The 18,088-nt window shown below is 36.1% G+C and carries 17 protein-coding genes; 4 read left to right on the forward strand and 13 right to left on the reverse strand.

Annotated elements, in window-relative coordinates:
- Positions 1 to 12 precede the first annotated feature (12 nt).
- The 9 genes from murG to mraZ all read right to left on the reverse strand — a co-directional run bounded on the left by murG (position 13) and on the right by mraZ (position 10,208).
- Positions 13 to 1,104, reverse strand: a complete 1,092-nt coding sequence (murG, locus tag GS03_RS01005) for an undecaprenyldiphospho-muramoylpentapeptide beta-N-acetylglucosaminyltransferase (protein WP_136150719.1) — start codon at positions 1,102 to 1,104, stop codon at positions 13 to 15.
- A 4-nt stretch (positions 1,105 to 1,108) separates the two neighbouring features.
- On the reverse strand, positions 1,109 to 2,395 hold the full coding sequence (locus tag GS03_RS01010; RefSeq protein ID WP_136150720.1) for an FtsW/RodA/SpoVE family cell cycle protein: 1,287 nt from the start codon (positions 2,393 to 2,395) through the stop codon (positions 1,109 to 1,111).
- Positions 2,396 to 2,464: 69 nt separating this feature from the next.
- Positions 2,465 to 3,799, reverse strand: coding sequence for a UDP-N-acetylmuramoyl-L-alanine--D-glutamate ligase (murD, locus tag GS03_RS01015; RefSeq protein WP_136150721.1), 1,335 nt, complete (start codon positions 3,797 to 3,799; stop codon positions 2,465 to 2,467).
- The gene (mraY, locus tag GS03_RS01020; protein ID WP_136150722.1) at positions 3,799 to 5,025 is read right to left on the reverse strand and encodes a phospho-N-acetylmuramoyl-pentapeptide-transferase; all 1,227 of its coding nucleotides are present in this window, start codon (positions 5,023 to 5,025) and stop codon (positions 3,799 to 3,801) included. The genes murD and mraY overlap by 1 nt, the downstream gene beginning before the upstream one ends.
- 6 nt (positions 5,026 to 5,031) lie before the next feature.
- Positions 5,032 to 6,495, reverse strand: a complete 1,464-nt coding sequence (locus GS03_RS01025; protein ID WP_168710252.1) for a UDP-N-acetylmuramoyl-L-alanyl-D-glutamate--2,6-diaminopimelate ligase — start codon at positions 6,493 to 6,495, stop codon at positions 5,032 to 5,034.
- On the reverse strand, positions 6,492 to 8,510 hold the full coding sequence (locus tag GS03_RS01030) for a penicillin-binding protein (RefSeq protein WP_136150723.1): 2,019 nt from the start codon (positions 8,508 to 8,510) through the stop codon (positions 6,492 to 6,494). The genes GS03_RS01025 and GS03_RS01030 overlap by 4 nt, the downstream gene beginning before the upstream one ends.
- Positions 8,501 to 8,848: an FtsL-like putative cell division protein gene (locus GS03_RS01035; RefSeq protein ID WP_136150724.1), complete on the reverse strand. Its 348-nt coding sequence runs from the start codon at positions 8,846 to 8,848 to the stop codon at positions 8,501 to 8,503. Before GS03_RS01035 ends, GS03_RS01030 begins: the two co-directional genes overlap by 10 nt.
- A gap of 3 nt (positions 8,849 to 8,851) precedes the next feature.
- Positions 8,852 to 9,760, reverse strand: a complete 909-nt coding sequence (rsmH, locus tag GS03_RS01040; protein WP_210726618.1) for a 16S rRNA (cytosine(1402)-N(4))-methyltransferase RsmH — start codon at positions 9,758 to 9,760, stop codon at positions 8,852 to 8,854.
- Complete coding sequence (gene mraZ, locus GS03_RS01045; protein WP_136150726.1) at positions 9,735 to 10,208, reverse strand: division/cell wall cluster transcriptional repressor MraZ; 474 nt, start codon at positions 10,206 to 10,208, stop codon at positions 9,735 to 9,737. The genes rsmH and mraZ overlap by 26 nt, the downstream gene beginning before the upstream one ends.
- A gap of 384 nt (positions 10,209 to 10,592) precedes the next feature.
- Here mraZ and GS03_RS01050 point away from each other — a divergent pair, with 384 nt between their 5' ends.
- Positions 10,593 to 11,357, forward strand: coding sequence for an alpha/beta fold hydrolase (locus tag GS03_RS01050; protein WP_136150727.1), 765 nt, complete (start codon positions 10,593 to 10,595; stop codon positions 11,355 to 11,357).
- Between the two features lies 1 nt (position 11,358).
- Positions 11,359 to 11,979, forward strand: a complete 621-nt coding sequence (gene yihA, locus GS03_RS01055; protein WP_136150728.1) for a ribosome biogenesis GTP-binding protein YihA/YsxC — start codon at positions 11,359 to 11,361, stop codon at positions 11,977 to 11,979.
- A 4-nt stretch (positions 11,980 to 11,983) separates the two neighbouring features.
- Here the strand turns inward: yihA and gldC are convergent, their stop codons facing one another.
- Both gldC and gldB read right to left on the reverse strand, forming a co-directional pair.
- Positions 11,984 to 12,319, reverse strand: coding sequence for a gliding motility protein GldC (gene gldC / locus GS03_RS01060; RefSeq protein WP_168710253.1), 336 nt, complete (start codon positions 12,317 to 12,319; stop codon positions 11,984 to 11,986).
- Entirely contained in the window at positions 12,312 to 13,280 is a 969-nt protein-coding gene (gene gldB, locus GS03_RS01065; RefSeq protein WP_136150729.1) for a gliding motility lipoprotein GldB, read from the reverse strand. Before gldB ends, gldC begins: the two co-directional genes overlap by 8 nt.
- 91 nt (positions 13,281 to 13,371) lie before the next feature.
- On the opposite strand from gldB, the gene nadE reads away from it, so the two are divergent.
- Positions 13,372 to 14,184, forward strand: coding sequence for an NAD(+) synthase (nadE, locus tag GS03_RS01070; RefSeq protein WP_136150730.1), 813 nt, complete (start codon positions 13,372 to 13,374; stop codon positions 14,182 to 14,184).
- Positions 14,185 to 14,259: 75 nt separating this feature from the next.
- Positions 14,260 to 14,889, forward strand: a complete 630-nt coding sequence (locus GS03_RS01075; protein ID WP_136150731.1) for a response regulator transcription factor — start codon at positions 14,260 to 14,262, stop codon at positions 14,887 to 14,889.
- Between the two features lie 28 nt (positions 14,890 to 14,917).
- On the opposite strand, the gene dnaG is transcribed toward GS03_RS01075, so the two are convergent.
- Positions 14,918 to 16,897 carry a DNA primase gene (gene dnaG / locus GS03_RS01080; protein ID WP_136150732.1) on the reverse strand — a complete coding sequence of 660 codons (1,980 nt, stop codon included), beginning with the start codon at positions 16,895 to 16,897 and terminating at the stop codon, positions 14,918 to 14,920.
- Between the two features lie 113 nt (positions 16,898 to 17,010).
- Positions 17,011 to 18,069: a coiled-coil domain-containing protein gene (locus GS03_RS01085; protein ID WP_136150733.1), complete on the reverse strand. Its 1,059-nt coding sequence runs from the start codon at positions 18,067 to 18,069 to the stop codon at positions 17,011 to 17,013.
- Positions 18,070 to 18,088: the final 19 nt, after the last annotated feature.

Consider the following 18,088-nt stretch of genomic DNA (forward strand, 5'->3'; position numbering starts at 1 on the left):
TAGGTTTAGCTATTATTTTATTAATTTGACAATCTGTTCTACAATATCTTTTGTGGCATTTGGCTTTGCCAACTTTTTAATGTTTTCGCTCAATTCTCTTTGCAAATTTTCATTGAAAATCAAATTCGAAAAAATCGGTTCGAAGGTGAAATCCAATTCACTTTCTTTAATCAAAATGGCACCGTTTTTATCTACAATAGCTTTGGCATTTTTTGTTTGATGGTCTTCGGCCACATTTGGTGACGGAATAAAAATTACCGGTTTTCCAACCAAACACAACTCCGAAACCGATGATGCTCCGGCGCGGGAAATCACAAAATCTGCGGCAGCGTAAACCAAATCCATTCGATCAATAAATGACACCACCTGAACCAGCTGCCCATCTGAAAAATGATTGTAATCGTGATAATACAATTTGCCGCATTGCCAGATAATCTGAATATCTTTTGAAACCAAATTGTAGATTTCTTTTTCAATCAATTGATTTAATCTTCTTGCACCAAGACTTCCGCCAAGCACTAAAAGTGTTTTTTTATTCGGATTTAAATTGAAATGTTTAAGTGCTTCTTTTCGTTTCGAATCTATTTCCAATAAATCCTGGCGAACCGGATTTCCTGTGAAAACAATTTTTTCTTTTGGAAAAAACCGCTCTAAATTTTCATAGGCCACACAAATTACATTAGCCTTTTTACTTAACAATTTATTTGTAATTCCCGGATAAGAATTTTGTTCCTGAATCACCGTTGGAATCTTCATCATATTTGCCATCTGTAATAATGGGCCACTGGCAAAACCGCCTGTTCCAATTACGACATCAGGTTTGAATGCTTTTAATATTTTTCGCGATGTCAACAAACTGCTGGTAACTTTCAATGGGAACATCAGGTTTTGCAAGGTTAGTTTTCGTTGCAACCCGGAAATCCAAAGTCCTTCAATCTCATAACCTGCCTGCGGCACCTTTTGCATTTCCATTTTGTCTTCGGCACCAACGAAAAGAAATTCGGCATCGGGAAAACGCAACTTTAATTCATTGGCAATTGCAATCGCCGGGTAGATATGTCCACCGGTTCCGCCACCACTTAATATGAATTTTAATTTCCCCAATTTATTATTTATTTAGCACAGCACTCATTGGATTTGCTTTGTCAACAATTGAAAAATCTTCCAATTCTGCTGCTTCGTCTTCCTGTAATTGTTTATCGATTAGCTTTTGTAAAGCATCTTCACGTTTTTGTTTTTCAGCTTGTTCTTCGGCAATTTCTTCTTCTTTTTTAGTCACGCTCAAAATAATTCCGAGTGCGATACAAGTCATCCAAATAGAACTTCCTCCACTACTAATCAGTGGCAATGTTTGTCCGGTTACCGGCAACAATTCTACCGCAACCGCCATATTGGTCATCGCCTGAAAAATTATAGGAAAACCTAAGCCAACGACGACGAGTTTTCCAAAAAGCGAATTGGCTTTGTGTGCTGCTACTACGAATCGGAATAGCAATAACAGATACAATCCCAGAACACATAATCCTCCAAACATTCCATATTCTTCAACAATGATGGCATAGATAAAATCGGAAGAAGATTGCGGCAGGAAATTTTTTTGCACACTTTTCCCAGGTCCAAGTCCGTAAACACCGCCTGAAGCAATGGCAATTTTTGCCTTTTCGATTTGATAATCATCTTCATCTGGTTTGTCACTTGTGAAGTTATCAATTCGGGCAATCCAAGTATCCACACGATTAGGGAAAGCATCCGGAAAAGCTTTGGCAACCAATATGAAAAATGTCAATCCAATGATTCCGGCACCGACTATGATTCCGATATATTTCAGCGGATATTTTCCAATAAAAACCAACATCAAAACCATCGAAAATATCAAGGCCGCGGTGGAAAAATTCGCCGGAAGAATAAAAATTAACGTAATAAAAACGGGCGTCCACAATTCCCAAAGTGAGTTTTGGAACGTGATTGGTGTTTCTCTTTTCTTGGATAAATAGCGCGCCACAAAAACATACAGTACGATTGAAGCCAATGTTGATGTTTGAAACGTGATGCCAATAAACGGAATCTGTATCCATCGACTGGCGTTGGCACCTTCAATGATAGTTCCTTTGAGCAAGGTGTAAATCAGCAAAATCCAAACGACCGGCAATAGGATTTTGGATATTGTTCTGAAATAATGATACGGAACTTTATGAACTTTGTATAGAATAAAAAACCCAACCAAAACCTGTGCTGCGTGTTTCAGCAAATAGGTAAAGGCATTTCCGGAACCATGACGCATATAGGCCAAATTGCTACTCGCGCTAAAAACAGGCATAAACGAAAACAACGCCAACAAGGCAACGAATGCCCAGATGACTTTATCTCCTTTTAAGCTGTTTACTAGTTCTTTCATTGTGTGGATTTGTTGATTTAGTTATTTGGTTATTCGGGTTTCAAATAACCAAATAACCGCATAACCAAATTATAAATTCTTAACCGCTGCTTTAAATTGATTTCCTCTGTCTTCGTAGTTTTGAAATAAGTCGAAACTCGCACAAGCCGGAGATAATAAAACTGCATCTCCTTTTTCAGCTATATGCATCGCAGTTACTACGGCATCACGCATATTATCAACTTCAACCATCATATCTACAACATTTCCAAAAGCATCAATTATTTTTTTGTTGTCGACACCAAGGCAAATGATTGCTTTTACTTTTTCGCGAACTAACGACATAATTTCGCTGTAATCATTTCCTTTATCAACACCACCGACTATCCAAACGGTTGGCACAGTCATGCTGTCTAAAGCAAAGAAAGTTGCATTCACATTGGTCGCTTTGCTATCGTTGATGTATTGCACATTGTGAATTTTGAGTACTTTTTCCAAACGATGTTCTACGCCTTGAAAATTGGATAGACTTTCACGAATAGTTTCCTTTCTGATTTTCATCAGTGCAGCTACTGACGTTGCTGCCATGGCGTTTTTCATGTTGTGCTTTCCTTCCAGAGAAACTTCTCCGGTTTTCATTTCAAATTCTTCGTTGTTGATGATGATGTCCATAGTGTCGTTTTTTATAAATGCTCCGTTTTCAAATGTTTTTGTTAATGAAAAAGGAACTAATTTGGCTTTTGTTTTGTTTGTTTTGAACCATTCTTCGATTGCTTCGTCATCTGCGTCATAGATGAGATAATCGTTCTCTGTTTGGTTCATTGTTATTCTAAATTTTGATGCGATATAGTTTTCATATTTATATTCATATCGGTCCAAATGATCCGGACTAATGTTTGTTATTATGGCTATGTCCGGTCTGTATTTTACAATTCCATCCAACTGAAAACTGCTCAATTCCAACACATAACAATCATAATTTTCTTCGGCTACCTGCCAGGCGAAACTCTTACCAATGTTCCCTCCTAATCCAACATTCAATCCGCCTTGTTTCAGCAAATGATAGGCTAACATTGTCGTTGTTGTTTTGCCATTGCTTCCTGTGATTCCGATGGTTTTCGCATTGGTAAACTGAACTGTAAACTCAATTTCAGAAATCACCGGAATTCCTTTTTCCAAAAGCTTTTTTACTATTGGCGCTTTTTCCGGAATTCCCGGACTTTTCATTACCACATCAGCATTCAGAATCAGGTTTTCGGTATGGGTTTCGTCTTCCCACTTAATTTCATATTGTTTAAGAACTTCTCTGTAATTGTCTTTTATTTCTCCAAAGTCAGAAACAAAAACATCGTATCCTTGTTTCTTACCCAAAATGGCCGTTCCAACACCACTTTCTCCACCGCCAAGTATGACCAATCGTTTCATTATCTCAATTTTAATGTCACAATAGAAACTATGGCTAACAGAATTGCCACAATCCAAAAACGGGTTACAATTTTACTCTCGTGATATCCTTTCTTTTGATAGTGATGGTGCAATGGCGACATGAGGAAAATCCGTCTTCCTTCGCCAAATCGTTTCTTGGTGTATTTGAAATAAGAAACCTGAAGGATTACGGATAAATTTTCGGCAAAAAAGATGGCACACAATACCGGCAGTAACATTTCTTTTCGAACCGAAATAGCTAAAACCGCGATGATTCCACCAATGGTTAAACTTCCTGTATCACCCATAAATACTGTTGCCGGAAACGAATTGTACCAAAGAAATCCGATTAATGCTCCTACGAATGCCGAAATAAAGACTGTCATTTCACCCGAATTTGGGATGTACATGATGTTTAGGTAGCTGGAAAGAATAACGTTACCTGAAACGAAAGCAAAAATTCCTAGTGCGAGTACGGAAATAGCAGACGTTCCGGCGGCTAAGCCATCTATTCCATCAGTTAAATTGGCTCCGTTTGAAACAGCAGTAATGATGAAAATTACAATTGGAATAAACACCAACCATGCCCAGTTTTCATAGCCTTCGCCTGTCCATTCTATGATTTTGGCATAATCCAATTCGTTGTTTTTTGTGAATGGAATTGTAGTTACCGTAGATTTAATCTCAGCTGGTGTTTGTTGAATAACATTCTCCGTTTGATTGAAGGAAATTGGTGTTGTTGATCTTTCTCTAACCGTTACACTTGGATTAAAATATAACACAGAGCCAACAACTAAACCTAAACCAACCTGACCAACAACTTTGAAAATTCCTTTTAAACCTTGTTTGTCTTTTTTGAAGATTTTGATGTAATCATCAATAAACCCAATAGTTCCCATCCAAAGTGTGGTTACCACCAAAAGGATGATGTAGATATTATTCAGTTTGGTTAACAACAAAACCGGAATCAATGTTGCAATGATGATGATTAATCCACCCATTGTTGGTGTTCCTGCTTTTTGAGTTTGACCTTCAAGACCAAGTTCTCTAACAGTTTCACCTACTTGCTGATTTCTCAGGAAAGTGATGATTTTTTTTCCGTAGATGGTTGAAATCATTAACGAAAGAATCAACGCTAAAGCAGAACGGAATGTGATGTACTGGAAAACTCCTGCTCCGGGAATGTCCATTGTTTTGTCTAGGTATTCAAATAAATAATATAGCATATCGTTTTATTTATCGAGTTGTTCTAAAATTTCTTTTACAATTTCCATATCGTCAAAATCGTGACGAACACCATTAATTTCCTGATAGGTTTCGTGTCCTTTTCCGGCAATTAGAATAATATCATTTGGACCTGCCAATTGACAAGCCGTCTTAATAGCTTGTTTTCTATCAACAATCGACAACGTTTTTCTTTGATTTTGAGGTTGCACACCTTCTTCCATGTCGGCAATAATGTCGATTGGATCTTCGGTTCTCGGATTGTCAGAGGTGATGATTACTTTATTGCTCATGGTTGAAGCAATGTTTGCCATGATTGGTCTTTTCGCTTTATCTCTATCGCCTCCACAACCTACAACAGTTATCAATTGTTCGTTATTAGAGCGAATATCATTGATGGTTTTCAAGACATTTTCCAAAGCATCCGGCGTATGTGCATAATCAACAATTGCGGTAATTTGGAAATTGGAAACAATAAATTGAAAACGTCCGGAAACACTTTCCAATTCTGATAATAATCGCAATGCTTCTAATTTGTCTAATCCTAATTCGATTGCAGTTCCATAGATAGCCAATAGATTATAAGCATTGAATGTTCCGATTAATCGAACCCAAACTTCGCTTTCATTTATCTTCAATAACAATCCTGATAATTGGTTTTCCAGAATCTGCGCTTTATAATCGGCGTACGATTTCAAAGCGTACGTCAGTTTTCTGGCAGCCGTATTTTGAATCATCACCAAACCGTTTTTGTCATCAATGTTGGTCAATGCAAAAGCCGATTTTGGCAAATGGTCAAAAAATGATTTTTTCACATCGCGGTATTCCGCAAATGTTGGATGATAATCTAAATGATCGTGAGACAGATTTGTAAAAACGCCACCTTCAAAATGCAAGGCTTCGGTACGTTTTTGATGAATTCCGTGTGAACTCACTTCCATAAAGCAGTATTCAACACCCATTTCGCTCATTTCTGCCAAATAATAATTGATAGTTAATGAATCCGGTGTAGTGTGCGTTGCTTTGTATTCTTTATCATCAACCATGATTTTTACGGTAGAAAGCAAGCCAACTTTGTAACCTGCTTTTTGGAATAATTGGTATAATAAAGAAGCGATGGTTGTTTTACCATTCGTTCCGGTGATGCCAACTAATTTTAGATTTTGTGATGGATTTCCATAAAAGTTTGCCGCCAAAAATGCCAAAGCCGAATTGGTATCTTTCACCTGGATATAAGTAACTCCCGTAACAATTACTTCAGGTAACGTATCACAAACAATTACGGTTGCTCCAAGGTTTATGGCTTTTTCGATAAAATCATGACCATTGGAAACAGTACCGCGAATGGCAATAAAAACATCATTCTCTACTACTTTTCTTGAATCGAATTCAATTTTATTGATGCACATTTCCGTCGAACCTTTTACTGATTCGATGGCAACTTTATATAATATGTCTTTTAAAATAATCACGATAATTCGAGTATGATTGTTTTGTTTTTATCTAAAGATTGTCCCGCCGGAATTGATTGTTTTTTTACTTTTCCGATGCCAATAACTTTTACTTTCAGCTTTAAATTTCCCAAAAGCGCTACCGCATCCATTCCGCTCATTCCTTTTAAATTTGGAATAACTTTGATTTCAGAATTTGATTTGATTTTATAATCGTTGTAAGCCACTTCCTGTCTGCTGATTTTTTTATTCAGATTTTTGATTTCATTTGTTGATGGCGAATCCGTAAAAATCTTTTGCGCAATACGCTTGAAAACTGGCCCTGCAACATCGGCACCATAGTAATTATTAAGTGATGTATTTGGCTTGTGAACCACTACTATACAAGAATATTTTGGACTTTCGGCAGGGAAGAATCCAACAAATGAAGAAATATAATGTTTGTCATTTCCACCGTTTTTCCCATAATTGGCTTGTGCTGTTCCCGTTTTACCAGCCATAGAAAAATCTTTGGAATACAACTTCGAACCTGTTCCTTTTTTTACCACATTCTGCATTACGGCTTTTAATTTCTTGATAGTTTCATCAGAGCAGATTTTCGGATTGATAATCTGCTTGTCGTATTTTTTGATGACTTTATTCCATTCCTTGATTTCAGAAACAAATTGTGGTTTTACCATTTCGCCATTATTGGCAACTGCATTGTACAATGTCAATGTTTGTAATGGCGTCACAGAAACTCCATAACCGTAAGCCATCCAAGGCAATGACAACGCGCTCCAGTGTTTGTCGCCTGGCTGTGGAATATAAGGCTTCCCTTCACCCTGAAACGGAAGCCCTAATGGTTTATTCAATCCCATTCTGTCAATTCTGTCTACAAATTCCTGTGGGTTGTTTTTATAATTTTCATACACTGCCTGAACCATGATTGTATTTGAAGAAACTTCAAAACCACGAGCCAAAGAAATTCTTCCGTAACCACCTTCGTGGGAATCGCGGACTTTTTCGCCTTTAAAAGAAGGGTAAGTTATGATTCCGCCTTTGCTGTCATACACAGCGCTTGTGTCTATTTTATTATCATCAAGCAGGGCAATCATGTCAACCAGTTTGAAAGTTGAACCAGGTTCGTGTGATTCAGCTATGGCATAGTTGGTAGTTTCGAAGTAGGTAGAATCTGTTGGGTTTAATTTTCCAAGATTGGAAATGGCCTTGACTTTACCCGTCTTCGTTTCCATTACGACAACGCAGCCGTGTTCTGCTTTGTATTCCTTCAATTGCTTCAATAAGGCGTGGTGTGCAATATCCTGAATATAAACATCAATAGTAGAAATCACATCATAGCCATCCTGCGGATCTTCTTCGTTCACATCGCGAATCGGTTTCCATTGTCCTTTGGCAATTTTTTGTTTAAGAACTTTGCCGTCTTTTCCGTTTAGATATTTTCTGAAAGACCATTCAATTCCTTTACCAACGCGGGTTCCGTTTTCATCGATTCGATCATAGCCAATAGTTCTTTCAGCAATTTTCCCGATTGGATGTTCGCGAACGGTTTCCTGTTCCGTAATCATTCCGCCTTTGTTAGCTCCTAAATTGAAAAGAGGAAAACCTTTAATTTTTATATATTCTGTATAGCTTAAATCACGAGCAATCAATAAATATCTGTTCTTGTTGTCACGAGCCATTCTTAATTGCGTATGATAAAAAGAACTTGGTTTGCCCAACATTTTTGCCAATGAATCAGACAATGGCTTTACGCTTTTTTCAAAATCAATACTTTTTGGAGCCACAGCATCAAACCGGATGTTATAGTTTGGGATTGATGTTGCCAATAAACTTCCGTCTGCAGAATAAATATTTCCTTTATTCGCCGGAATCACAAAGTTTCTAACGGTTCTTTCTTTCGCTAATTTTCTGTAGTAATCACCTTCGGACCATTGTATTTTGGTCAACTTGAAGGTAACTAGTACAGCCATTATGAAGATGCTGAACGCAACTAAATAAATTCGGTAAGAGATATGTTTATCTTCTACTGCCATAGTTTTTGAAAGAAACTTTTTTCTACTGGTTTTTTAACTTTTATCTTTTGTGGCGGAACTGACGATGGAAAAATTTTTCTTTCTTCCATTTTTTCTGAAACTGTCGATTCCATTTTTAACTTCATTAATTCGGAGCGTTTGTCAACAAACTCGGAGCGCAATTCTTTTACTTCATTTGTCAATTCGGTGATGCGGAAAACCTTTTGCTCAAATCGGTGTGTATTACCTATCATCAAAAGCGCTAAGAGGAACAGAAACACAATGAATCGCCAATTTCTCGTAGCATCTTCATTGACTAAAAATCGAGCTTTTAATATGCTGTAAACTCCTTTTTTCATTTCTTATTTCTTTTCGGCTACTCTTAGCTTCGCGCTTCTTGCTCTGTTATTCTCTTTTATTTCTTCGTCCGTTGGAACGATTAATTTTTCTATGCTTTTAAACGGAACTGAAAAGTTTCCGAAAAAGTCGCGTTCCGGTTCGCCTTCAAACAGACCGTTTTTGATAAAACGTTTTACCAATCTGTCTTCTAGTGAATGGTATGAAATCACGCTTAATCTTCCTTGGGGTTTCAATATTTCAAGTGATTGTTCCAAAAACTCTTTTAAAACATCCATTTCCTGATTCACTTCAATTCGGATGGCCTGATAGATTTGAGCCAGGATTTTATTTTTGTGTTGTTCCGGTAAAAACCTTGATAAAACAACTTTTAATTCGTCTGTAGTGTTGATGCTTTTCTTCTCTCTGGCTTCAATAATTGTTCTGGCTAAAGCTGGAGCTACTTTCAATTCTCCGTAATCCAAAAACACTCTTTTTAAATTGGCTTCGTCATATTCATTCACCACTTTGAACGCATCCAAGTCATTTTTTTTACTCATTCGCATATCCAAATCAGCATCAAAGCGAGTAGAAAATCCTCTTTCCGGAACATCAAACTGATGTGATGAAACGCCTAAATCTGCTAAAATTCCATCCACGCTTTTTACACCGTGAAATCTCAAAAAACGTTTTATGTATCTAAAATTTTCAGGTATCAGTGTAAATCTCTCGTCTGGCAAAGCATTGGCAAAAGCATCTTCATCCTGGTCAAATCCAAATAGTTTTCCGTTTGGTCCTAATCGTTTCAAAATCTCTTTAGAATGACCGCCGCCGCCAAAAGTCACATCCACATAAATTCCATCCGGTTTGATATTTAGTCCGTCAACAGTTTCCTTTAATAAAACCGGGTTATGATATTCCATCTCCATCATCATTTACATTTCCCATAACATCTTCGGCTAAATCAGCAAAATCTATATCATCGCCAGCAATCGACTTTTCATATAAATCTTTATCCCAAATCTCCACTATGTTCACAGCAGAAGACAAGACGATATCTTTTGAAATTTTACTAAACGCAACTAAATCTTTCGGAATTAACAATCTGCCCAAATCGTCAACTTCTACCACTTTTACTCCGGCAGTAAATCGACGAATGAAATCGTTATTTTTCTTTACAAAGCGATTCAATTTGTTGATTTTTTGCATCATCAAATTCCACTCTGTCATTGGATATAATTCTAAACAAGGTTGAAAAACGGAGCGCTTCAAGACAAAGCCATCTTGAAGAGAATTAGCAAGTTGCTTCTTCAACGCCGAAGGAATCATGAGTCTTCCCTTGGCATCAACCTTGCATTCGTATGTTCCGATTATGGTATTCAATTTGGTTTTGTTCTGGTTACCAGCAAAAATATAAAAATATTTACCACAATTTACCACAAAATACCACTTTGTTAATAAGTTTTACCACTTTAATCCCATTTCAGTAGAAAACTTAGAAAAAACTGTCAGTTTAATTTTTAAAAAAAACATCCAAAGACGTCGAAAAACTGAGAAAAGGTGGTTTTAAAAATTGATTTTTAGCATCTTTCAACTTCTTCATTTTGGCTTAATTTATTTTCGTAATTGTTGACAATTAATACTTTATTAGTTTCTGATGAAGTCTTAACGAAATTGTCAATTTTAGTAGTAAATAATCCTTATATAAATGGGTTTTAATCTATAAAATCATATATTTGTTGCCGAGGCAAAACTCAAAAAAATCACATGGAAGGAAAATTTAAAAAAGAGGGCAGATATTCCTATTTTGAAGCTGGAGAAGGAACGCCGATAGTCGTTTTACACGGATTAATGGGTGGATTAAGTAACTTTAATGGAGTTGCTGACTATTTCTCGTCTAATGGCTATAAAGTTGTCATTCCCGAGTTGCCCATTTATACCCAAAACATTTTAAAAACCAATGTAAAAGCCTTTGCAAAATATGTAAAAGACTTTATCAATTTTAAAGGTTTTGACCGGGTAATTCTTTTGGGAAATTCTCTTGGTGGGCATATTGCATTGTATCATGCGAAAGTATATCCTGAAAAAGTTGCCGGACTTGTACTTACAGGAAGTTCAGGACTTTACGAGAGCGCTATGGGTGATAGTTATCCTAAACGTGGTGATTACGAATATATCAAGAAAAAAGCTGAAGCGGTTTTTTTTGATCCTGCAATTGCGTCAAAAGAAATCGTTGACGAAGTCTTTGCTGTAGTGAATGACAGAATAAAAGTGATTAAGACATTGACAATTGCCAAAAGTGCGATTCGTCATAATATGGCTAAAGATTTACCAAAAATGCACATAAAAACTTGTCTTATTTGGGGTAAAAATGATCAGGTTACACCACCGGAAGTTGCCGAAGAATTTCATAAATTAATGCCTAATTCATCATTGTATTGGATTGACAAATGTGGTCATGCCGCTATGATGGAGCATCCTGACGAATTCAATCGTTTGCTTGATGAATGGTTAAAAGAAGTTCACCTATAACATGAAAATTAATACCGCCGAATTTATAATCAGCAATTCTGATGTAAGTAAATGTCCGCTGGAACGTTTGCCTGAATATGCTTTTATTGGTCGCTCCAATGTTGGAAAATCATCCTTGATTAACATGTTGACCAATCATAAAAATTTGGCAAAAACATCCGGAAAACCAGGAAAAACACAGCTTATAAATCATTTTAAAATCAATTCCAATTGGTTTTTGGTCGATTTGCCCGGTTATGGTTATGCCAGAGTTTCTAAAAGAACAAAAGAAGTTTTTCAGGAATTCATCACTGATTATTTCGAAAAAAGAGAACAATTGGTTTGTGCTTTTGTACTAATTGATATTCGTTTAGAAGCACAAAAAATCGACTTGGAATTCATCAATTATTTAGGTGAAATTGAAGTGCCATTCTGCATCATTTTTACTAAAGCGGATAAGATAAGCCGAGGAAAAATTGACGGACACATTGCTGCTTACCGTAAAGCCCTTTTGGCAAACAACTGGGAAGAAATGCCACAACACTTTGTAACCTCAGCTACTGAAAATACTGGTAGAGAAACTGTTTTGCAATATATTGACGATATAAATGCTGAAGTTTTTAAAGACTTGAATCAGTTTTAAAATACTATTTTTTCAACTCTAATTTTTCGGCAAAATAATCGCAAAAATCTTTCATGGTATCCGCCATTTTTTCATCTTGAGTAGCACGCTGAAAAGTATCAGCCATAGCAACCAAAGTTTGATGAAAAAACAATTTCATTTCGTCAACAGGCATGTCTTTTGTCCACAAATCGATACGAAGTGTTTCCTGCACTTTGCTATCCCAAATTGATAGCATCATGGCTTTTGCTTCTTCTTGTTCAACGCCACCGTCTTGTGCTGACCATGTTAACTTTTCGGGTACACGGTTTTCATCTAATTCAACAAGAAATTTAATTTCGGAAGTGATGTTTTTACTCATCTGTCTTTTTTGGTTTATATTTTGATTTTTCAAATATTTCTTTGACATCCATTTTAAGCATGTCTTGTGTACTAACTTCATTATTTTGCATAAACGAACGGACTATCTGCCATCCAATCCATTGTCCAACTCTTCCCGGAGATTCGTTGTCTATCTCTAAATAAAATTTAGAAAAAGGCGCCAAATTTGTAAAGCGTCCCGGCAATTTAGAATCGGCGCTATACAGCAATTCTTTTTCGATAAAATAGCGCCAAATATAACTCTCATTCTCCTGGCACCAAGTAATTTGTTCCGGTAGATAGCCAATTTTTTCAGCATCAGTATAGGTTGGCAATAACTGATCTTTTAGATACAATTGCTTTCCATAATATATCATTTCGGAAAGTAATGTTTTTTCTGCTGGTGGCGGAATTTTTCCTAACGAAAAACTCGTAACGATATCAGGCATCATTTGTCTTTCTTCAAAATTTTGCTCTAAATATGCCGGAAATTCGTAGAATCTATGTTTCGCGCCTAGGTATAATTCCAAAGAAATCACAAGTTTATCATTGGCATAAATGGCCTTATTGTTGTAATCCATATCCGCAATAACAGTGTACACTTTTGGCATTGTAGCTGTTGGGAAAAAATATTTTATATGTTTAAACAAATCCTCAATTTCAGAAGTTTGCTCTCCAAAATTGGAGTACTTCTTCTCCACTTCCTGATACAATTCCCGCCATTGTGGATTTTGCATTTTGTCCGTCCAAACTTTATCAGGTGTTCCTTCGGGAAAGAAAAAAGGATATTCGTCTTTTAGGTTTTGTAACTCATTTGGTGGTGTTTCAAAAAATGCTTTGTCAAATCGATATACCTTAAGTGAAACCGGCGGAGTTTCCTCTATTGCCTTTTCAACTTTTGATTTTTTATCACAAGAGATTAATCCAGCTAAAAGGGCTAATGCAATTACGTATTTTTTCATTTTAAAATTAACGAGTGTTAAACCGATTAAAAACTTTTGATTTTTTACATTTGCAAATATACAGTGCAGTTTCTAAAAATTTTCATAACAAATGGCAAAAAAAAGTACTATTAAGGTAGGGGAAATCAACACCTTTATTGTTACATGGTTGAAGGATTATGCAACAAATGCGAATTTGAATGGTTTTGTCGTTGGAATTTCAGGCGGAGTTGATTCGGCTGTGACTTCAACGCTTTGTGCTCAAACGGGTTTAACCACTTTGTGTGTTGAAATGCCAATTCATCAGGATAGCTCACAAGTAAGCCGCGGAAGGGAACATATTGAGCAATTAAAAAAGCGATTCCCGAATGTGAAAAATGTTGAAACAGATTTGACATCCGTTTTTGAAACATTTAAAAATGAAGTGCCAGGTTCAGAAAATGAAGCAAAGCTAAATTTGTCTTTAGCTAATACCAGAGCGAGATTGCGAATGACAACCTTGTATTATCTAGGTGGCATTCATGGTTTACTGGTGGCCGGAACGGGAAATAAAGTTGAGGATTTTGGCGTTGGTTTTTATACCAAATACGGAGATGGTGGTGTTGATTTGAGTCCGATTGCGGATTTGATGAAAAGTGATGTTTATGCTTTGGGTAAGTATTTAGAAATCCCGGAATCTATTCAAAATGCGGCACCAACAGACGGATTATTTGGCGATTCAAGAACTGATGAAGATCAACTTGGCGCGAGTTATGACGAATTAGAATGGGCAATGCTAGAAGCTGAAAAGAATGGAGAAAATGAAAATTTCACCAAAAGAGAAAAAGAAGTTTTTGATATTTACAAGAAGTTAAACACAATAAATCAACATAAAATGAAACCCATTCCTGTATGTATAATCCCATCGAAATATAAAATTTGTTAAGAATTTTAACATTTTTTCAATATGTTTTCTTACCTTTACTTGTAGTTTTATTAACTTTTATCAAATACCACAATTATGATAAATTTATGCGTCGCGGATAACTTTCCAGTTGTACACTTTGGAATGAAGGCTTATTTTAAGGATCATCCTGAAATAAATGTCGTTTCAAACGTGGGTAACTTTTTTATGGTTCCAGATGCATTAAGAAACAAAGAAATTGACGTCTTAATCATCGATTTAGAGCTTGAAGGATTAAAGAGTATTTATGAAGTCAAGTCAATCATCAAAAATTTTCCAAAAACAAAAGTTATCGTCTTTAGTAGTTTGTCGGAACACATCTACGCACCAAATGCTATAAAAGCTGGTTGCGCGGGTTATGTTCATAAGACATCAAAGCTTGAAAATTTAGGAATTGCTATTGTTAAAGTAAACCAAGGGCAAATTATTCTAAATGATGAAATCAAGAAAAGTTTGGCATTGATTGCCAAGCAAAACAAATCGGAACGTTTGTATCGCAAACTTTCTAATCGAGAAATCGAAGTGCTTCGTTTTTTAAGCGATGGTAAAAAGAACAATGAGATTGCTAAGATTTTAGCACTTAATGAGAAAACCATTAGTACTTACAAACTTCGTCTGTTGACGAAACTCAATGTAACGAATTTGGTTGATCTTGTCAACAAAGCAAAAACGTTAGAAATCGTTTAAAAACTGAACCTCGCAAGTGCGGGGTTTTTTATAAGTAAGTCGAGCGTATTCTTCCTATTTTATTGGTCAGATTAACTTTGAGTTTGTTATAATCGTTGATGGTTGATTTTAGCTCTTCTAAATCATTTTCTTCTTCATTACCATAACTGTTCATCAAATCCATAATCAATTTATTGATAAGGTATTCCCGAAGTGACACAATGGTTTCTGAAACGTATTGTGACACATTTTGATTTTTAGTTTTCACATAAATGTGTTTGGCTTCCCAATTGTGAAGTAATTCTTTTTCTTCGGTCATCAAAATATCAGTAACCATTTGTGAATGCTCAACGGACAATTGCATTAAATACTGCTCAATATTGAATTGCTCATTTTGGTTATAGTATGCAATTAAATCTGTGTAGATTTCTTTAAACAAAGGATTTGCCAATTCAACCTCGTCTTCCTGCAAACTCAAATAGATTCGTTGGTGAACCTTAACTGTACTGGTTTCTTTCTCTTCTATCATTTCACCTTCTTCATTGGCTTTCAGAATAAAATCATCAAAATCTGCTTCCTGTGAACCATAAAGCAATAGCATTTCGATAATCTTGCGCTCTAATTCGTAAACGATATTGACTTTCTCTTGTGCAGATTGCGTTTCGGTTTTAACAACTTCTAACGCTTTGTATTCTTGCTTGAGTTTTTTTCCGGCTTCCGAAATGTCTTTCTGAACCAATTGAGCCAAAGTATTCAGTAATATCTGTTCGGAAATATCCATAATCCGTGAGGTTTCCTGAATATAGATTTGTCTTTTAATACTATCCGGAATTTTGGAAATACTAACAACCATATCTCGAATCAAATCAGCTTTCTTAATTGGATCGTTCTTGGCTTCATCCATCAAAAGTGACGCTTTGAACTGGATAAAATCTTTGGCGTTATTTTCTAAATACGAAACTAAATCTTCATACGAATTCTTTCTGGCAAAACTATCTGGATCATCTCCGTCAGGAAACGTGCAAACCTTTACGTTCATTCCTTCTTCGAGAATTAAATCAATTCCACGAACAGAAGCGCGAAGTCCGGCCGCATCACCATCAAAAAGAACGGTAATGTTTTTGGTCAATCGGTTGATTAATCGGATTTGGTCCGGAGTTAAAGCCGTTCCTGATGAAGCTACCACATTTTCAATTCCGGCCTGATGCAATTGAATCACATCGGTATAACCTTCTACCAAATAGCAATTATTCTGTTTGGCAATCGCTTGCTTAGCATGGAAAATTCCGTAAAGCACTTTACTCTTATGGTAAATTTCACTTTCTGGTGAATTGAGATATTTGGCTGCTTTTTTATCATTGGTCAAAATTCTTCCGCCAAAACCTAAATTTCTTCCTGACAAACTCTGAATCGGAAACATGACTCTTCCTTTAAAACGATCGAAATGTTTTCCGTCTTCTCTGAGAATAGTCAAGCCAACTTTTTCAAGATAATCCAATTGATATCCTTTTGCCAGGGCTTCTTTGGTAAACGCATCCCACGTTTCGGGTGAATATCCAAGGCCAAATTTGGCGATGGTTTCATTGGTAAAACCTCTTTCTTTGAAGTATGACAAACCTATTGCTTTTCCTTCTTCTGAATTTAAAAGCGTTTCGTGAAAATAGGTTTTGGCAAATTCAGAAACCAAATACATGCTTTCTTTTTCGTTGGCTTCTATTTTATCTTCCTGAGAAACTTCGGTTTCTTCAATTTCAATATTGTATTTGTTGGCCAAAAAACGAATGGCTTCCGGATAGGTAAAATGTTCGTGTTCCATAAGGAAAGTCACAACACTTCCGCCTTTACCCGAACTAAAATCTTTCCAAATTTGCTTCACAGGAGAAACCATGAACGAAGGCGAACGCTCATCCGAAAACGGACTCAATCCTTTGTAATTGCTACCGGCACGTTTGAGTTGGACAAAATCACCTATGACTTCTTCCACACGTGCGGTTTCAAAAACTTTGTCTATGGTTTCGCGGGTAATCAAAATGAATTGAAAGATTTAAAATTTGAAAGATGGTAAAAATACATAAAAATAAAAAAAGATGCTCCATCGCTGAAACATCTTTTCGAAGTATAAACTAACCTAAACAAATTATTTTAATTCAAGTCAAAACGAACACCAAGTGAAATGTTGTTTTGTTTAACGGCATTGTCTTTAAACAGTGGATTTAAATCATATTTCAGATATAAACTTGTTGCGCCATAACCAAGATAAGTACTAACTCCATAAATGAAATCATTGGTGTTGAAACCTCCTTTTTCTTTTACTGTTACATCGTGACCTTCGTCGCTGAATTTTAAAATCTGTTTTGATTTTACTCTGAATCCTGCGTAACCACCTATTCCAAAACGAACACCTTCATGAGTTCGGAATATTTTTTTACCTTCAGCATTGGTTTTAGTTTTTGTAAAATCAAACTCTAAATGTACGGGCAAGGTTACATATACATTTCTGAAACGGGAATCTTTAAGATTTACCGAACTTGTCTCCAGATTGGTTTGGTCACCATTTACTACAAATAATCGGTTGTCGGTTGGGCGAAGATTATTATACATTACTGAAAATCCGTATTTCAAATGAAGTAAATTGTCATTTTTGAAAAGTCTGGTGTTCGATGTAAATCCCCATTCGTAGAAGTGTGAACCCCAATATCTATAATCAGAATGTGCAACAGCTTTATCGGTAACTAAATTATTGACACCGGCAGCGAACACAAATTGTGTAGTCGTTCTTCTTTCTGATGCATTACGAATAGAATCTTTCCATCTTTTGTATTTTTCAGTGGTTTTGTGTTTTGAAAAGGAAATCACAAATCTATCATGATTGTAACTTTCCGCAATTTTTCCGTCTACTTTTTGTTTTACCAGATCTTTTAACTCTTCCTGAGCTTGACTTATTCTTGTTTCAATGTTTTTGGAGCGTATTTCGGCTAATTCCAATTTTTTTTGATCAGCCTGCGCTTTTGTAATTACGTTGTTTTCCAAGTCTTTGTTTACAGTTTCCAATTCTACTTTCAAAGCAGCTTTTTCCTCTTTAGTAATGTTTTCAATTTTGACAGCGATGGCTTTTGCTTTGTCTTCAAAAGTTTCTTGTGCTGATAGCTTACTTGCTACCAGGCATGCTGCTACTGCTAAATAAAGGGTAAAATTTTTCATGATGTTTGATTTAATTTTT

This window comes from Flavobacterium sangjuense (assembly GCF_004797125.1).
Lineage (GTDB): Bacteria > Bacteroidota > Bacteroidia > Flavobacteriales > Flavobacteriaceae > Flavobacterium > Flavobacterium sangjuense.

What these genes read in the sequence shown, in the direction of transcription:
- GS03_RS01010 (WP_136150720.1), bottom strand. Translation starts at nt 2,395, where the DNA reads ATGAAAGAACTAGTAAACAGCTTAAAAGGAGATAAAGTCATCTGGGCA.
- murD (WP_136150721.1), bottom strand. Translation starts at nt 3,799, where the DNA reads ATGAAACGATTGGTCATACTTGGCGGTGGAGAAAGTGGTGTTGGAACG.
- mraY (WP_136150722.1), bottom strand. Translation starts at nt 5,025, where the DNA reads ATGCTATATTATTTATTTGAATACCTAGACAAAACAATGGACATTCCC.
- GS03_RS01030 (WP_136150723.1), bottom strand. Translation starts at nt 8,510, where the DNA reads ATGGCAGTAGAAGATAAACATATCTCTTACCGAATTTATTTAGTTGCG.
- GS03_RS01035 (WP_136150724.1), bottom strand. Translation starts at nt 8,848, where the DNA reads ATGAAAAAAGGAGTTTACAGCATATTAAAAGCTCGATTTTTAGTCAAT.
- rsmH (WP_210726618.1), bottom strand. Translation starts at nt 9,760, where the DNA reads ATGATGATGGAGATGGAATATCATAACCCGGTTTTATTAAAGGAAACT.
- GS03_RS01050 (WP_136150727.1), top strand. Translation starts at nt 10,593, where the DNA reads ATGGAAGGAAAATTTAAAAAAGAGGGCAGATATTCCTATTTTGAAGCT.
- yihA (WP_136150728.1), top strand. Translation starts at nt 11,359, where the DNA reads ATGAAAATTAATACCGCCGAATTTATAATCAGCAATTCTGATGTAAGT.
- gldC (WP_168710253.1), bottom strand. Translation starts at nt 12,319, where the DNA reads ATGAGTAAAAACATCACTTCCGAAATTAAATTTCTTGTTGAATTAGAT.
- gldB (WP_136150729.1), bottom strand. Translation starts at nt 13,280, where the DNA reads ATGAAAAAATACGTAATTGCATTAGCCCTTTTAGCTGGATTAATCTCT.
- nadE (WP_136150730.1), top strand. Translation starts at nt 13,372, where the DNA reads ATGGCAAAAAAAAGTACTATTAAGGTAGGGGAAATCAACACCTTTATT.
- GS03_RS01075 (WP_136150731.1), top strand. Translation starts at nt 14,260, where the DNA reads ATGATAAATTTATGCGTCGCGGATAACTTTCCAGTTGTACACTTTGGA.
- GS03_RS01085 (WP_136150733.1), bottom strand. Translation starts at nt 18,069, where the DNA reads ATGAAAAATTTTACCCTTTATTTAGCAGTAGCAGCATGCCTGGTAGCA.